18 protein-coding genes are annotated in these 15,056 nt (G+C 38.6%); 17 read left to right on the forward strand and 1 reads right to left on the reverse strand.

What is annotated here, in order from left to right; translation table 11 throughout:
* Positions 1 to 47: 47 nt before the first annotated feature.
* The gene (locus tag IGJ24_RS02875) at positions 48 to 830 is read left to right on the forward strand and encodes a pseudouridine synthase (protein ID WP_002361308.1); all 783 of its coding nucleotides are present in this window, start codon (positions 48 to 50) and stop codon (positions 828 to 830) included.
* Positions 827 to 1,507 (forward strand): YjjG family noncanonical pyrimidine nucleotidase, encoded by a 681-nt coding sequence (locus IGJ24_RS02880; protein WP_016616385.1) that lies wholly within the window; start codon positions 827 to 829, stop codon positions 1,505 to 1,507. The genes IGJ24_RS02875 and IGJ24_RS02880 overlap by 4 nt, the downstream gene beginning before the upstream one ends.
* 35 nt (positions 1,508 to 1,542) lie before the next feature.
* On the opposite strand, the gene IGJ24_RS02885 is transcribed toward IGJ24_RS02880, so the two are convergent.
* Complete coding sequence (locus IGJ24_RS02885) at positions 1,543 to 1,998, reverse strand: GNAT family N-acetyltransferase (RefSeq protein WP_289865447.1); 456 nt, start codon at positions 1,996 to 1,998, stop codon at positions 1,543 to 1,545.
* Positions 1,999 to 2,172: 174 nt separating this feature from the next.
* Between IGJ24_RS02885 and udk the strand changes: the two genes are divergently transcribed.
* The 15 genes from udk (at position 2,173) to dagF (ending at position 15,052) form a co-directional block, all read left to right on the forward strand.
* The gene (gene udk, locus IGJ24_RS02890) at positions 2,173 to 2,802 is read left to right on the forward strand and encodes a uridine kinase (protein WP_002355702.1); all 630 of its coding nucleotides are present in this window, start codon (positions 2,173 to 2,175) and stop codon (positions 2,800 to 2,802) included.
* A gap of 168 nt (positions 2,803 to 2,970) precedes the next feature.
* Positions 2,971 to 3,312, forward strand: coding sequence for a type II toxin-antitoxin system PemK/MazF family toxin (locus tag IGJ24_RS02895; RefSeq protein ID WP_002355703.1), 342 nt, complete (start codon positions 2,971 to 2,973; stop codon positions 3,310 to 3,312).
* A gap of 101 nt (positions 3,313 to 3,413) precedes the next feature.
* Positions 3,414 to 4,379: a Gfo/Idh/MocA family protein gene (locus tag IGJ24_RS02900; RefSeq protein ID WP_435367074.1), complete on the forward strand. Its 966-nt coding sequence runs from the start codon at positions 3,414 to 3,416 to the stop codon at positions 4,377 to 4,379.
* Between the two features lie 369 nt (positions 4,380 to 4,748).
* A complete protein-coding gene (locus tag IGJ24_RS02905; RefSeq protein ID WP_010706696.1) occupies positions 4,749 to 6,668 on the forward strand; it encodes a BglG family transcription antiterminator in 1,920 nt (639 codons plus the stop codon).
* Complete coding sequence (locus tag IGJ24_RS02910; RefSeq protein ID WP_002386991.1) at positions 6,634 to 6,957, forward strand: PRD domain-containing protein; 324 nt, start codon at positions 6,634 to 6,636, stop codon at positions 6,955 to 6,957. Before IGJ24_RS02905 ends, IGJ24_RS02910 begins: the two co-directional genes overlap by 35 nt.
* Before the next feature lie 14 nt (positions 6,958 to 6,971).
* Positions 6,972 to 7,328: a glycine-rich SFCGS family protein gene (locus tag IGJ24_RS02915; RefSeq protein ID WP_002355707.1), complete on the forward strand. Its 357-nt coding sequence runs from the start codon at positions 6,972 to 6,974 to the stop codon at positions 7,326 to 7,328.
* 30 nt (positions 7,329 to 7,358) lie between these two features.
* Complete coding sequence (locus IGJ24_RS02920) at positions 7,359 to 7,715, forward strand: DUF4312 family protein (RefSeq protein WP_002355708.1); 357 nt, start codon at positions 7,359 to 7,361, stop codon at positions 7,713 to 7,715.
* Between the two features lie 15 nt (positions 7,716 to 7,730).
* The gene (locus tag IGJ24_RS02925; RefSeq protein WP_002355709.1) at positions 7,731 to 8,510 is read left to right on the forward strand and encodes a DUF4311 domain-containing protein; all 780 of its coding nucleotides are present in this window, start codon (positions 7,731 to 7,733) and stop codon (positions 8,508 to 8,510) included.
* 19 nt (positions 8,511 to 8,529) lie between these two features.
* Positions 8,530 to 9,225, forward strand: a complete 696-nt coding sequence (locus IGJ24_RS02930) for a DUF4310 family protein (RefSeq protein ID WP_002361314.1) — start codon at positions 8,530 to 8,532, stop codon at positions 9,223 to 9,225.
* Positions 9,226 to 9,355: 130 nt separating this feature from the next.
* Positions 9,356 to 10,669, forward strand: coding sequence for a PTS sugar transporter subunit IIC (locus IGJ24_RS02935; RefSeq protein WP_002358780.1), 1,314 nt, complete (start codon positions 9,356 to 9,358; stop codon positions 10,667 to 10,669).
* 25 nt (positions 10,670 to 10,694) lie between these two features.
* Positions 10,695 to 10,994, forward strand: a complete 300-nt coding sequence (locus IGJ24_RS02940) for a hypothetical protein (protein ID WP_002363233.1) — start codon at positions 10,695 to 10,697, stop codon at positions 10,992 to 10,994.
* 8 nt (positions 10,995 to 11,002) lie between these two features.
* On the forward strand, positions 11,003 to 12,091 hold the full coding sequence (locus IGJ24_RS02945; protein ID WP_002355714.1) for a DUF871 domain-containing protein: 1,089 nt from the start codon (positions 11,003 to 11,005) through the stop codon (positions 12,089 to 12,091).
* An 8-nt stretch (positions 12,092 to 12,099) separates the two neighbouring features.
* A complete protein-coding gene (locus tag IGJ24_RS02950; protein ID WP_002363235.1) occupies positions 12,100 to 13,209 on the forward strand; it encodes an amidohydrolase/deacetylase family metallohydrolase in 1,110 nt (369 codons plus the stop codon).
* Positions 13,199 to 14,305 (forward strand): DgaE family pyridoxal phosphate-dependent ammonia lyase, encoded by a 1,107-nt coding sequence (locus IGJ24_RS02955; protein WP_002363236.1) that lies wholly within the window; start codon positions 13,199 to 13,201, stop codon positions 14,303 to 14,305. The genes IGJ24_RS02950 and IGJ24_RS02955 overlap by 11 nt, the downstream gene beginning before the upstream one ends.
* 3 nt (positions 14,306 to 14,308) lie before the next feature.
* Positions 14,309 to 15,052: a 2-dehydro-3-deoxy-phosphogluconate aldolase gene (gene dagF, locus IGJ24_RS02960; RefSeq protein WP_048950914.1), complete on the forward strand. Its 744-nt coding sequence runs from the start codon at positions 14,309 to 14,311 to the stop codon at positions 15,050 to 15,052.
* The last annotated feature ends 4 nt before the right edge of the window (positions 15,053 to 15,056 follow it).

Genomic DNA, 15,056 nt, shown 5'->3' on the forward strand with positions numbered 1-15,056 from the left:
CATCTTTAACGGATTCCACTATACTAATACCAGAATGGAGCGGAACAATGCGATTAGATAAATTACTAGAAGAACTTCAGTTTGGATCACGCAAAACGGTGAAACGATTAATCAAAGGCAAGCAGGTCACTGTGGATGGCATCGTGACATTAAATGAAAGCCAAAATGTCGATGCGCAATTACAAATGATTAAAGTAAAAGGACAATTAATTTCGCATAAGACACATGTGTACTACATGTTGAATAAGCCAAAAGGTGTGGTTAGTGCTGTCTCAGATGCATCTAAAAAAACAGTCATTGATTTGATTGCACCACAAGACAGACGCCCTGGTCTTTATCCAGTGGGCAGACTCGATGGCGATACGGAAGGGTTACTTCTATTAACAGATAATGGACAATTAGGGTATCAATTAATTCGGCCAAATAAAGAAGTAGCGAAATGTTATGAAGTGAAAGTCAATGGTTTGGTCTCTGCAGAAGATTGTGCTAAATTTAAAGATGGAATTGTTTTGCAAGGGGGTATTCAATGTAAGCCAGCAAAAATAACTGTTCTTGCAGCAACTGAAACGGAGAGTCATGTTTTCCTGACTATTCAAGAAGGAAAATTTCACCAAGTGAAAAAAATGTTTTTATCTGTGGGGAAAAAAGTGACTGCTTTAAAACGCCAAACTATGGGGCCGTTGCGGCTAGATCCGCAATTACCTTTAGGTGCTTATCGTTCATTAACAAGAGAAGAGTTACAATTGCTATTGCCTTATTTTTTTATTGAAAAACAACAAACAAGCAAAGCGTTACCGAGTAATTTGAAAAGAGAAGAGGAACGGAAATGAAAACATTGCTTTTTGATGTTGATGATACATTGTTAGATTTTAAATTGGCTGAAAAGAAGGCGCTTCATGCCTTGTTTGAAGAAGAAAATGTACCATTTACATCTGAAGTCGAGTCAACATACCACCGAATTAATCAAGGATTATGGCGTTCATTTGAAGAAGGGAAAATAACAAAAGATGTTCTCCTTGATACACGGTTTGGTTTATTGTTTGACGCGTTTAATCGAGAAGTTGATAGCGTTAAAATGGGAGAAAACTACCGAGAATATTTAAGCCAAGGACATGACTTGCTTGGCAATAGTCAACGTATTTTGGAAAAATTAGCACCCCATTATGATTTATATATTGTGACAAACGGAGTGGCAAAAACACAGTATCGTCGATTGGAAGATTCGAAATTAATGCCTTATTTTAAAGATATTTTTGTTTCAGAAGAAGTGGGTTATCAAAAACCGATGAAAGAGTATTTTGATTTTGTTTTTGAACGGATCCCTAATTTTAGTCGAGAAAAAACAATGATTATTGGCGATTCTTTGTATTCAGATATTCAAGGAGGCCAACAAGCGAAAATTCAAACTGTTTGGCTCAATCCGACCTCCGCTCCAGCAACACCAACCATTCAACCCAATTATACGATTCAACAGCTAGATGAGTTGTTACCAATTCTTGGGCATTAAAAAACAACATTTCCTGTACAGGAAATGTTGTTTTTTTAACTTAAATGTAACCGTAAGCGAACCATATCTTTTAAAGGCAAGCCGTTTTCCATCATGGGCTCATCATAATGATGGATAAAAAAATCTGGTTCAATATGTGTCATTCGAAAACCGACTTTTTGGTAGAGATATAGCTGTTGAAAGCCTGTGCTCCCAGTCCCAATCTCCAAGTAATCATACTTTTCTTTTTTGGCAAAATCAATGGCAAAATGTAATAACTCTTGTCCGATGCCCCGCCCTCGGCTTTCTTCTGAGACAGCGATGTTTACGATTTCCAATGTCCGTGGGTGAGTCGGCAACAGGACTAAAATTCCTTGAAGTTCTTCAGCCTGATAGACAAAGCAAATGCCGCGGGTAATGTAATCTGCCACCATTTTTTTTGAGGGATCTGCCTCATAAAGAAGAGCGTAATGCGCCGTTGTAAGTGCTTCTTTTTTGACTTTTTTAATCATAGGTAGGATTCTCCTTTTATTGATAAGTATACTGTAATTGAAAGAAGTGTGGGCAGATTTTTCATAAGAAGATAAAAATCACATGAAAAGTCTTGGAAAAGGTCTGGCATTCTTCAGAGTTTTCATTATAATAGTAAAAGACAATGAAGTTTTTGAAAAGAAAGAGGTTTATACATGAAAGATAGTCAGCCAATTATCATTGGTGTTACTGGCGGATCAGGAAGCGGAAAAACCAGTGTTAGCCGTGCGATTTTTAATAATTTTCCCGATCATTCAATTATGATGTTAGAACAGGATTCTTATTATAAAGATCAGAGCCATTTGAGTTTTGAAGAACGTTTAAATACCAATTATGATCATCCTTTTGCGTTTGATACAGATTTATTGATTCAACATGTTGAACAACTGTTAAATTATCAAGCCATTGAAAAGCCAGTTTATGACTACGTTGCGCATACAAGAAGTACAGAAACGGTGATCCAAGAACCGAAAGAAGTAATTATCCTTGAAGGGATTTTAATTTTAGAAGATCGCCGCTTAAGGGATTTAATGGATATTAAAGTGTATGTGGATACAGATGATGACATCCGTATTATTCGTCGAATCAAGCGTGATATGGAAGAGCGTGGCCGTACTTTGGATTCTGTGATTGAACAATATTTGACAGTCGTCAAGCCCATGTATCACCAATTTATTGAACCTACGAAACGTTATGCAGATATCATTGTGCCAGAAGGTGGCGAAAACCACGTTGCTATTGATTTAATTAATACAAAAGTGGATAGTATTTTAACAAAAATGTAATAGTCAGCTTAAATAGCCGTCTCTATATCAGAGTCGACTGTTTAAGCTTTTTTTGACTTTTAAAGGGTGGTTTTATCAAATATTTTAAGGGATAGCTAAAAAGTTGAAAATATTGCAAGAAACAATATGCTATAATTTTTTAAAGGAAAAGGAGGGAAGGGAATCTGAATGATAAAAAGAGGTGAGGTTTTTTATGCGAATCTCTCACCAGTTGTTGGTTCTGAACAAGGTGGGATTCGACCTGTCCTGATTATTCAAAATAACAAAGGTAACTTATTTAGTCCAACGTTGATTGTTGCACCGATTACCCGTAACGTAAGCAAGCGGCTGCAACCAACGCAAGTCCTCATCGAAATTCCCCATAACGAGTGCAGGACGCCATCACTTATTTTGTTAGAACAAATTCGAACATTGGATAAAGAACGAATGCTACACAAGGTTTGTCAACTTTCTCGTGAAGAGATGGAACAGGTCAATCAAGCTTTAAAAGTTAGCGTTGGTATCCGTTAATTTACATATAAAGAAATCGTTTTGGGGAAACGGTTTCTTTTTTTGTTGAAATGGTTTCCAAATATTCGTTTTTCTCGTATAGTGAAAGAGGAGGCGATCACATGGATAAAATTCGTTATGGAATTATGAGTACTGCCCAAATTGTCCCAAGATTTGTATCAGGGCTTCGAGAAAGCGCGCAAGCTGAAGTGCGCGGGATTGCATCAAGGCGTTTAGAGAATGCTCAAAAAATGGCTAAAGAATTAGCGATTCCGGTGGCTTATGGCAGTTATGAAGAGTTATGTAAGGATGAAACAATTGATATTATTTATATTCCCACCTACAATCAAGGACATTACTCAGCAGCTAAGCTTGCGTTATCACAAGGAAAACCCGTCCTACTGGAAAAACCATTTACATTAAATACTGCTGAAGCAGAAGAACTCTTCGCAATCGCACAGGAGCAAGGGGTTTTTCTAATGGAAGCTCAGAAGTCTGTCTTTTTACCAATTACCCAAAAAGTAAAGGCGACGATTCAAGAAGGAAGATTGGGAGAGATTTTATGGGTTCAGTCAGTTACTGCCTATCCCAATGTGGATCATATTCCCTGGTTTTACTCGAGAGAAGCGGGTGGTGGAGCGCTTCATGGCTCAGGAAGTTATCCATTACAATACTTACAATACGTATTAGGGAAAGAGATTCAAGAAGTTACGGGAACCGCAACGTATCAGCAAGGAGCGACGGATAGTCAATGTAATTTAGCTTTGAAATTTGCTGAAGGGACGCTGGGCAATATTTTTATTAATGTTGGTTTAAAGATACCTAGTGAAATGACCATCTGTGGGACAAAAGGGCAAATCGTTATTCCTAATTTCTGGAAAACAGATTGTGCTTATTATACAGATGCTCAAGGCAACACTGTCAAATGGTCTGAACAATTCACTAGTGAATTTACGTATGAAATCAATCATGTGAATCAATGTTTACAAGACAAAAAGTTAACTAGCCCCGTAATGACGAAGGAATTAACGATAGCAACCGTTAAAATTGTTGAAGGTTTTTATCAAGAATGGTTCGATAACGAATAATTACCATCACTTGCTATCCAAACTATTCTGTGTTAAAGTGTGTTTTATGCGACGAGTTGACTCAATCAGATAGCTTCGGCTATTCCGTTTTGACGGCTAGTGATTGTCAAACACAACGACACCCGATAGTACGGCTATCAGTTACCGGATTTGTAACGTGTCGGACAGAATACTTTTGTGGAGAAGGTTTCTGTCTATTTATGCAAATAAATAGTGTGGTATCCCTTAACAGTAGTAACTGTTAAGGGATTTTTTTGTATGAAAAGAGAAGTGTTGCACTTTTATAAGTGCAACTTTTTTGTGTTGTGGAACAGATAAAATAACGCTATAGTTTTAAGTGTAAAGGGAAAAGAAAAGAGGTGACAAGGCATGACCGTGTTGTTGTCCAAAAGAGCGATAAATATTTTATTGATGCTTTTGGATTTGGAAGGGAGTATTACCACGCAAGAATTAGCTGAGAGCTTTACTGTCAGCGTTCGAACAATTAAGTATGATTTAGAAGATATTCGTGCTTGGTTTGAACAGCACGATGAGACACTTTATTCAAAACGAAATAAGGGAATCTGGCTAGATTTACCTGACTCTAAACGCTTACTGTTAAAAAATGAAATTATCGATGTCGATCGATTTGAAACCTATCCTGATCAAAAAAGACGAGTCAATGTATTGATTTTTCAGCTATTGTCAGTCAAAGGTTACTTAACGGCACAGCAGCTAGCAGATGAATTATTAGTGAGTCGAAACACAATTGTCAGTGATTTGGAACAGGTCGAACGGTTGCTGCAAGCATATGATTTAACCTTAATTCGCCAAGCACGGCAAGGGTTTACAATTAGTGGTGAAGAAAGCAATGTACGATTACTGATGGAATTTATCACTCAAAAAGAACTTACAGAATACGATATTTACCAAATTATGAACTATGTGACAAAGACAAAAGGGGCTGAAAAGATCCCTAAAATTAAATTTGGGTCAGGGACATTGTTTCAAGGTTGTTATCGTAGTGCATTGAAAAAAATGCGAAATTTAATTAATCCACTCGATCAAAATCAATTTGATTATGCCGAAATATTATCTATTACGTTGAGAGTGGCAATTGCCGCAGCACGTATGCAGATGGCACATACAATTGGGACTTACCGAGTGTTATCGCAAAAAACACGCTTTGAACAACGGAACGAAGTACCACTTTTACTTTTACAAGAGGTGTTTGAACGGTATGACTTGCCTTTATTAGCGGATGAATATTTTTATATTTATAGTGATTTATTCGGAACCCATCAACGGCAAGATATGGTTCAATTAACAAAGCAAGTGATTGAAAGCGTTTCAAAAGAGCTGAATTATCCTTTTGTAAATGATCGCCAATTATTTACGAACTTGTTTGCACACCTGTCCTTACGTTTTACAAAAAAACATTTATTTATTAATGAATACAATCCGTTTTCTGAAGAAATCAAAGGAAAACACCCAGCGTTATTTTTAGCTATTCAAAGTGCCTGTAAACAATTAATTCAACGTTCTGTTTTGTTAGTCAACGATTCTTTCTGCGCATATATTGCGTTGCATTTTTTGGCAGCTCAGGAACGACAACAGCAGGAAGCTAAAGTTGTTAGGATTGTGTATGTTTGCTCGACGGGCTTAGGTGTGACCAGTTTAATTGAACAAAAAATTTTAGAGGAAGTACCAAACGTTGAACTCGCAGGATTTGCTTCTGTTTTAAATGCAACTGAAGTGATTCAAGCAGAAAAGCCCGATTTGGTATTGAGTATTTTCCCAATTGAAGAAATGACATACCCATTTATTAAAGTTAGTCCATTGTTGACGGACACAGACTTAAGTTTAATTCGGGAAGAGGTCGATAAAATTTTATTAGGGAAACGTCAAGGGAAGGGTACCGCTCGCTCCACGAAATCTGATGTAATTGAAAAAAATGAACGGATACAAAGCCAAGATTTGTTAGTAAAAGCGTATATTATTTATGAAGAGTTAAAACGAATGTTTCAAACAAAGTTACTGAGCGAATATCAAGAAGCCTTTTTACTGCACGTTTTATTAATGACACATCGGATTACGTTTAATAAACAATACGAAGAGATTCCTTGTAATAGAGAAGTATCTCATGAACGGCAAGAAGAAATTCGGCAAATTGAATGTTTATTTGCTAAAAATGAGTTACCTGTCAATCATGCTGAAATTTCAGCATTACTTAATTATTTAGAACAACCAAAGGAGGAAGAGGATGGAACTAGCAATGGAAGCACAGGAGATCATTCGACAAAGTGCTGAACCAGAAAAGCTACAATCGATTATCAAACAAACCAGTGCGCGATTAGCAGAAGCACAAATTGAACCAACGGAATTACAGTGGACGATTTTGATTAACCATCTCAATGAGATGCTGAATCGTTCAAGAGAAGGAACGACATTAGCTGGTGTTGATCGGACGTTATTTACGGAACTAACACCAGAAACGTTGAAAATTGCAGAAGAAACAACAGAAGCAATTGGTCAGTTATCAGAAGATGAATGGTATGTTTTAGCTGTTCATTTTGAAGTTGCTAAACAAAACAATTAATAGGAGGAAAAGTTATGATTACAGTAGTTATCGCAGATCGTTTAGGAAAAGGACAAAATGTTGCAAAAGGAGTGGAGCAAGCCGGTGGTCGCGCGGTTGTTGTTCCAGGAATGGGCGCTGATATGCGTTTAGGAGATGTGATGCAACAAGAAAAGGCTGATTTAGGCATTTCTTTCTGTGGAAGTGGTGGTGCAGGAGCGTTAACGGCTGCTACTAAATACGGGTATCCCGAAAGACATGGCATGCGATCAATCGAAGAAGGGGTAACAGCAATTAACGATGGGAAAACTGTTCTTGGATTTGGTTTTATGGATCAGGAAGAACTTGGTAAACGAGTAACTGAAGCATTTATTAAGAAACACGGAGCATAGAAAGTAGTAACTTAGAAAGGAGCGGTAATTATGGATGCCACAAAACGGTCAACACAAACCGTGATTGTTTCTGGAAAAGGTAATAAGAAGAATGAAGCTTTTGCAAGTGCATTGAATGATGTTTCAAAAAAAGTATTAAAAGAAACAACAGAGGTCCTCATCCGGATTGAACCGAAAGAAGTAACTATTCGTCAGGCAAAAGAACAAGTTTATACAGAAAAATTTCTGTTCTTCTTCTTTCCTAGAAAGAGAGTGATTTATCATGTCGAACTAGCTGTAGAAGTGGAAATCCAAGCCATTGCAGTCGAAGAAGTTGATTTTTTAACGGAAACAATTAAAGAACCGAACGCAGTAGTAGTTCCGTTTCTTTCAAAAAGAGGCGTATAAAGGGAGGAAGAAGGAATGGAATTTGTAATCATTTTGCTGAAGTCATTGCTTATTGGTGGTTTACTAGGTTTTGCAGCTGGCGCAGGCGCTGCTCGGATGTTTCATGCACCACAAACGCAAGGGTTAGGGGCATTTAGAACATTAGGAGAAATGAACGCGGCACAAGGAGATCCAGCATCACACTTTTCTTTTGGTTTAGGTTTTTTCTTTAATGCTTGGGCTTCGGCCGTGGGAGCAGGGGCCTTTACACAAGATGTGACCCACCGGATTGTGCCTAACTGGGCTGCAGCAATTTTATTGGTAAAGGATAAAGATGTCACTAAAACGATGCATAATCCCAAAAAAATGGGGATTGTCGGGGCCTTTGTAGGAATGGCGACTGTGGCTTTCTTAAATAGTACAGCTGCAGCAATTCCAGAATCGCTACAAGTAACAGCAGTTGCGGTGTTGGTACCTGCAGCAACGATTTTAATCAATACTGTGATGCCCGTTTTATTCTGGCTAGCGGCTTTAGATGCAGGAAAACGGACGGGTTTCTGGGGAACGTTATTTGGCGGATTATCTCAATTAGTCATGGGTAATGCTGTCCCAGGAGTTGTATTAGGGATCTTAATCGGTAAAGGTGTCGATGATTTAGGGTGGACCCGAATGACACGCGGCATGCTTGGTGCCATTATCTTATTATTTATTTTAAGTGGCTTCTTCCGAGGGTTCGACTTAGAAATGATCGAAAGTTTCCGCTTGTCTATTCCTCAATGGTTAAATAATTTACACAATGTCTTCACCGTTAAATAGAAAAAAGGAGGTCTCATAGATGGAACAGCAAGAAAAAAATGAATGGGCACAACAAGAACAAGAAATTCAAGAAGGTTTAAAAGGCAAAAGTTTTTGGTATGCTGATTGGGGCTTTCCCATTTTAGTCGGGATTATGTCAGCGGCAATTTTTGCAGGAACACATATGTATGTAGTTTATGGTGTGGGCGCCTTTAATGAAGTTTCAATTGTTGCGATGCTAAAAGCTGGTTTAGATGGTGGTTCTTATGGCGCTGCCGCAGCATTTGGTGCAAGTTTCCTGTTTGCACGAATTTTAGAAGGTTCTTTAGTCGGGATTTTAGATTTAGGTGGCTCAATTTTAACGGGGATCGGGATTGGCGTACCTGCAATTTTCCTCAGCATGGGTATTAAAGCACCTGTAGAAAACTTTGGCTTAGCACTTTTAACAGGTGCGCTACTAGGGTTAGCAGTTGGTGGCGTAATTGTGTTGATTCGGAAATTTACTATCAATCAAGGAAATTCCACTTTTGGTGCGGATGTGATGATGGGGGCTGGTAATGCCTCAGGACGTTTCTTAGGCCCGTTAATTATTTTGAGTGCGGCGGGTGCTTCGATTCCTATTGGGATTGGTGCCACATTAGGCGCTTTAGGTTTTTACATTTGGAAAAAACCAATCGCTGGGGGCGCAATTTTAGGCGCAATGATTTTTGGTGCAATATTCCCGGTTTCTTTATAATCAGAAAAAGCCTTTTGTTTTGCACTTTCTCTGTCATGAATAAGAATAAGCGTTTACATTATAATGTTACTATGTTATTATAAATGCGAAATAATTATTATTTTTATTAGTTGAACGGAGGAATTAACAAATGAATGGTTTTGTACAGTGGATGGAAGTTAAGTTAATGCCGATTGCGAATAAATTTGGTTCGCAACGCCATATGACAGCGATTAGAAAAGGATTAATTGCAACGATGCCTTTAACAATTGTGGGCTCATTCTTTACAATTTTTCAAAATATTCCAATTGAGGCATACACAAAATTGATTGAACCTTATCAAGCAATTTTAGATATTCCTTCCCGCTATACGATGGGGTTACTTGCACTTTATGCAACATTTGGGATTGCTTCATCATTGGCCAAAAGTTATAAGCTTGACTCTTTGACGTGCGGAATTTTAGCATTAATGGCCTTTTTAGTAACAGCTGCACCACCAACACGTGTCTTTGAAGATGTTGACAACGTCATTACAGCAGGGCGCTATATTAATTTAGCAAATTTAGGTTCAGCTTCTTTATTTGGTGCGATTGTAACAGCGCTGTTATCTGTTGAAATTTATCGCTTCTTTATTGAAAAAGATATTATGATTAAGATGCCAGATGGCGTACCGCCTGAAGTGTCAAATTCATTTATTGCGTTAATTCCAGGAGCAGTTATTCTTTTATTATTCTGGGTTATTCGCCACGTAATTGGTTTTGATTTGAATGGTTTCTTGAGTACGTTATTAATGCCACTTAAAGGTATCCTTGCTGGTAACAGTTTATTTGGCGGCTTACTAACAGTCTTCTTAATCTGTTTCTTCTGGGTTTTAGGGATTCATGGTCCAGCGATTATGGGCCCAGTTATTCGTCCTTTCTGGGATATGTCGATTGCAGAAAACCTTGAAGCTTTTACCAATGGCGCAAACGTTCATCAGTTACCTAATATTTTTACAGAACAGTTTTTACAATGGTTTATCTGGATTGGTGGCGCTGGAACTACGCTTTCTTTAGTTGTTTTAATGATGTTTTCTAAATCAACGTATCTGAAAAGTCTTGGCCGTTTATCGTTCTTACCAGGCTTGTTTAATATTAATGAACCAGTTATTTTCGGAACGCCGATCGTAATGAATCCTATTTTAGGTATTCCGTTTATCGTGGCACCGTTAATTACCACAACGTTATCTTATTTCTTAACAGTCGCTAATATAATTCCGATGATGGCTGCACGTTTAGCGTTTGCAATTCCAGCACCAATTGCTGCTTGGATGAGTACCAATTGGAGTTTCTCGGCCGCAGTATTAGTGATTGTTAACTTCTTAATTACAATGGCTATCTACTATCCATTTTTCAAAGTTTATGAAAAACAACAATTGGATAAAGAAGCAGAAGAATTAGCAGCTGAACAAGCAGCAAAAAATTAAAAAATGTTAGGGCGGGTGTTCTGATATGAATATCCTGCCCCTTCTAAGTCAGAGAAGAAAGTCAGGAGCGTATAAGATGATTATTTGGTTCATTTTCTTTTTTATCGTTAGTCAAATTATTATAGAAAAAGGGCAGTTGCCTACTGTTGTTTATCAATTTGGTTTGGTAAAGACGTTGGTTTTTACGGCAGTTTGTATTACTCTTTCCATGATAATTGGCGGATTTCTAAATCAACCAGTATTGCTCGTTGGCTCTACAACAATCCTGTGTAGCTCGGTGATTGCTTGGAAATTTCGAAATAAATTTGAAAATAGCGGAGTGTGAGAACGAAGATGAAAAGAGCATTAGGTGTATCAGTTTATCCAGATCATAGTGATATCAATCAAGATAAAGCGTATTTAAAAAAAGCCAGCGAATGTGGGTTTACTCGAATTTTTATGAGTATGTTAGAAGTGACCGATGGCAAAGAAGCGGTTCAGAAAAAATTTAAAGAATTAATTAGTTATGCGAAAAATTTAGGATTTGAAACAATTTTAGATGTCGTTCCAAGTATCTTTGATGAATTGGAAATTTCATATGATGATTTGACTTTTTTCAGCGAATTAGGAGCTGATGGGATTCGGTTGGATACAGGGTTTGATGGAAATAAAGAAGCCATGTTGACGTTTAATCCATTCGGCGTGGCTATTGAGTTGAATATGAGTAATGATGTCGCTTATCTTGATAACATTTTGACGTATGAAGCGAATCGACCTTTCTTATATGGTTGTCATAACTTTTATCCACAAGCGGGAACTGCATTGCCGTATGATTTCTTTGAAAAATGTAGCATCCGTTTTAAAAAGGAAGGTATTCGGACAGCTGCTTTTATTTCATCACAAGTAGGTGAAATTGGTCCTTGGGATGTGAATGATGGGCTACCTACTTTAGAAATGCATAGACAGTTGCCAGTCACTGTTCAAGCTAAACATTTATTTGCAACAAATTTAATTGATGATGTTGTTATTGGAAATGCTTATGCTTCCAACGAAGAATTAGAAGCATTGGGTCAGTTGAATCGTTATCAAACAGAATTGACCATTGTTTTTGAAGAAGCGACTTCTGAAATTGAAAAAGAAATCGTAACAAAAAATCAACATTTTCGCCGTGGAGATATCACTCAGCAGATGATTCGTTCCACAGAAGTGCGTAAAAAATATAAAAATGAAGCTAATCCCCCACATGATAATCAAGCAATGCTACAACCTGGAGATGTTGTTGTGGGAAATGATGCATTTGGAAAATACAAAAATGAATTACAAGTCGTTTTAGAACCACATCAAGACTCACGCAAAAACCGAGTAGGGCGTATTATAGAAGAAGAACTTGTATTATTAGAATTCATTAAGCCTTGGACAAAATTTAGATTTATAGAAAAGTAGGGAAGAATATGGACTACGATTTACTTATAAAAAATGGACAGACAGTAGATGGTATGCCTGTTGAAATTGCAATTAAAGAGGAAAAAATAGCTGCTGTTGCAGCAACTATTTCAGGTTCTGCAAAAGAAACTATCCACTTAGAACCAGGTACTTATGTATCCGCAGGCTGGATAGATGATCACGTTCATTGTTTTGAAAAAATGGCTCTTTATTATGATTATCCAGATGAAATTGGGGTCAAAAAGGGTGTTACGACAGTGATTGATGCTGGGACAACAGGTGCTGAAAACATTCATGAATTTTATGACTTAGCGCAACAAGCAAAAACAAATGTTTTTGGATTAGTCAATATTTCTAAATGGGGCATCGTTGCTCAGGACGAACTCGCAGATTTAAGTAAAGTACAAGCGAGTTTAGTCAAAAAAGCGATTCAAGAATTACCAGATTTTGTTGTAGGGATTAAAGCCCGTATGAGTAGGACCGTTATTGGCGATAACGGCATTACGCCTTTAGAATTGGCCAAACAGATTCAGCAAGAGAACCAAGAAATTCCCTTAATGGTTCACATTGGATCAGCACCGCCTCATTTAGATGAAATTTTAGCCTTGATGGAAAAAGGGGATGTCCTAACCCATTGTTTTAATGGGAAAGAAAATGGTATCTTAGACCAAGCAACGGATAAAATAAAAGACTTCGCTTGGCAAGCGTACAACAAAGGGGTCGTATTTGATATCGGGCATGGTACGGATAGTTTCAATTTTCACGTAGCTGAAACAGCGTTGCGCGAGGGAATGAAAGCTGCATCAATTAGCACAGATATCTACATCCGTAACCGAGAAAATGGTCCTGTTTATGATTTAGCCACAACGATGGAAAAACTCCGTGTGGTCGGCTATGATTGGCCAGAAATTATTGAAAAGGTAACCAAGGCTCCTGCTGAGAATTTCCATTTAGCTCAAAAAGGCACGTTGGAAATAGGTAAAGATGCTGATTTAACGATTTTCACGATTCAAGCAGAAGAAAAAACATTGACTGATTCTAATGGATTGACACGAGTAGCCAAAGAGCAAATTCGCCCAATCAAAACAATTATTGGAGGACAAATCTATGACAATTAGTTACGAAAAATTCCACTTAAAAGAAGTCATTAATGCTTCTGGCAAAATGACCATTCTAGGTGTCTCCAAAGTTTCGGAGGCAGTCCTAGCAGCTCAACGATTCGGCGGCGAACATTTCTTTGAAATGAGTGAACTTAGTGTGCAAACAGGGGCCTTTTTAGCCGACTTGTTGAAGGTAGAAGATGCCCAAATCGTTTCCTCGGCTTCGGCGGGGATTGCCCAATCGGTGGCTGCCTTGATTGGAAAAGGCAGCTTGTACCACGCGTATCATCCCTATACAGAAAAAATCGAACAGCGAGAGATTGTTTTACCTAAAGGGCACAACGTGGACTATGGCACGCCTGTAGAAGTTATGGTAGCGCAAGGCGGCGGCCAAGTGGTGGAAGCTGGCTACGCCAACATGTGCAGTCCAGAACACGTGGAAATGATGATTTCTGAAAAAACAGCGGCCATTCTATACATCAAAAGCCACCATACTGTGCAAAAAAGTATGCTGACGGTGGCCGAAGCGGCCAAAGTGGCGCAACGCCACAAGGTGCCGCTGATTGTTGACGCGGCAGCAGAAGAAGATCTTTTCAAATACACTGAAGCAGGCGCTGATTTGGTGATTTACAGCGGCGCCAAAGCCATCGAAGGGCCAAGTGCCGGTTTAGTGGTCGGGAAAAAAGAATACATTGACTGGGTGCGCCTACAAGGTAAAGGCATTGGTCGAGCAATGAAAATTGGCAAAGACAATATCTTGGGCTTTACGCAAGCAGTGGAAGAATACTTGGCACATGGCAGTGAATCAGGGGCTTCGATGCAAGAGCGCTTAAAACCGTTTGTTGAAGCTATTAACAACTTGTCAGATTTAACCGCTAAAATCGTCCAAGACGGCGCTGGACGAGACATTTATCGCGCCAGTGTCAAAGTGGACGGCAGAAAAACCGCCAAGGAAGTCATCCAAGCGTTAAAAGCAGAAAGTCCAGCCATTTATACGCGAGAATATCAAGCCAACAATGGCATCATTGAATTTGACATTCGTTCTGTCAATCAAGAAGAAATGAACAAAATCGTGCAACGATTACAAGAAATTATGGACACAAAGGAGAAATAAGCCATGTCATTAAAACCTAATTATTTAGAAGAACGCATTTGTTTAAACGTCTTAGCCAATTCAGTAGAAAATGCCCAAGCCTGTTATGAAGCAGCAGAAGGACATGTTGTGTTAGGCGTCCTTTCAAAAAACTATGAAACCGATGAAGCAGCCATTGACGACATGAAAAAATACCAAGCAGCAACCAACAACGCTTTATCTGTCGGCTTAGGAGCTGGCGATCCTAATCAAAGTCAAATGGTGGCTCGCTTATCAGAAGTTCTACAACCGCAACACGTGAACCAAGTCTTCACAGGTGTCGGCGCTTCGCGGGCCTTACTTCGTCAAGACGAAACAGTGATTAATGGCTTGGTTTCACCCACAGGCAAAGTTGGCTATGTTAACATTGCGACAGGTCCGTTAAGCTCTGGTGCGCCAGCGGCGGAAGTGCCTATCGAAACCGCCATCAAATTGTTGAAAGACATGGGGGGCAGTTCCATTAAATATTTCCCGATGAAAGGCTTGGCTCACAAAGAAGAATACCAAGCAGTAGCAACAGCTTGTGCCAAGTATGACTTTTATTTAGAACCAACAGGGGGCATTGATTTAGAAAACTTTGAAGAAATTGTTCAAATTGCGGTGGATGCCGGCGTTAAAAAAATCATTCCTCATGTCTACAGCTCAATTATCGATCAAGAAACAGGGGACACTAGAACAGAAGACGTGAAAACGTTACTAACCATGATGAAAAACACATTGAATAAGTAGGTGG

This window comes from Enterococcus sp. DIV0546 (genome assembly GCF_051712785.1).
GTDB lineage: Bacteria > Bacillota > Bacilli > Lactobacillales > Enterococcaceae > Enterococcus > Enterococcus faecalis.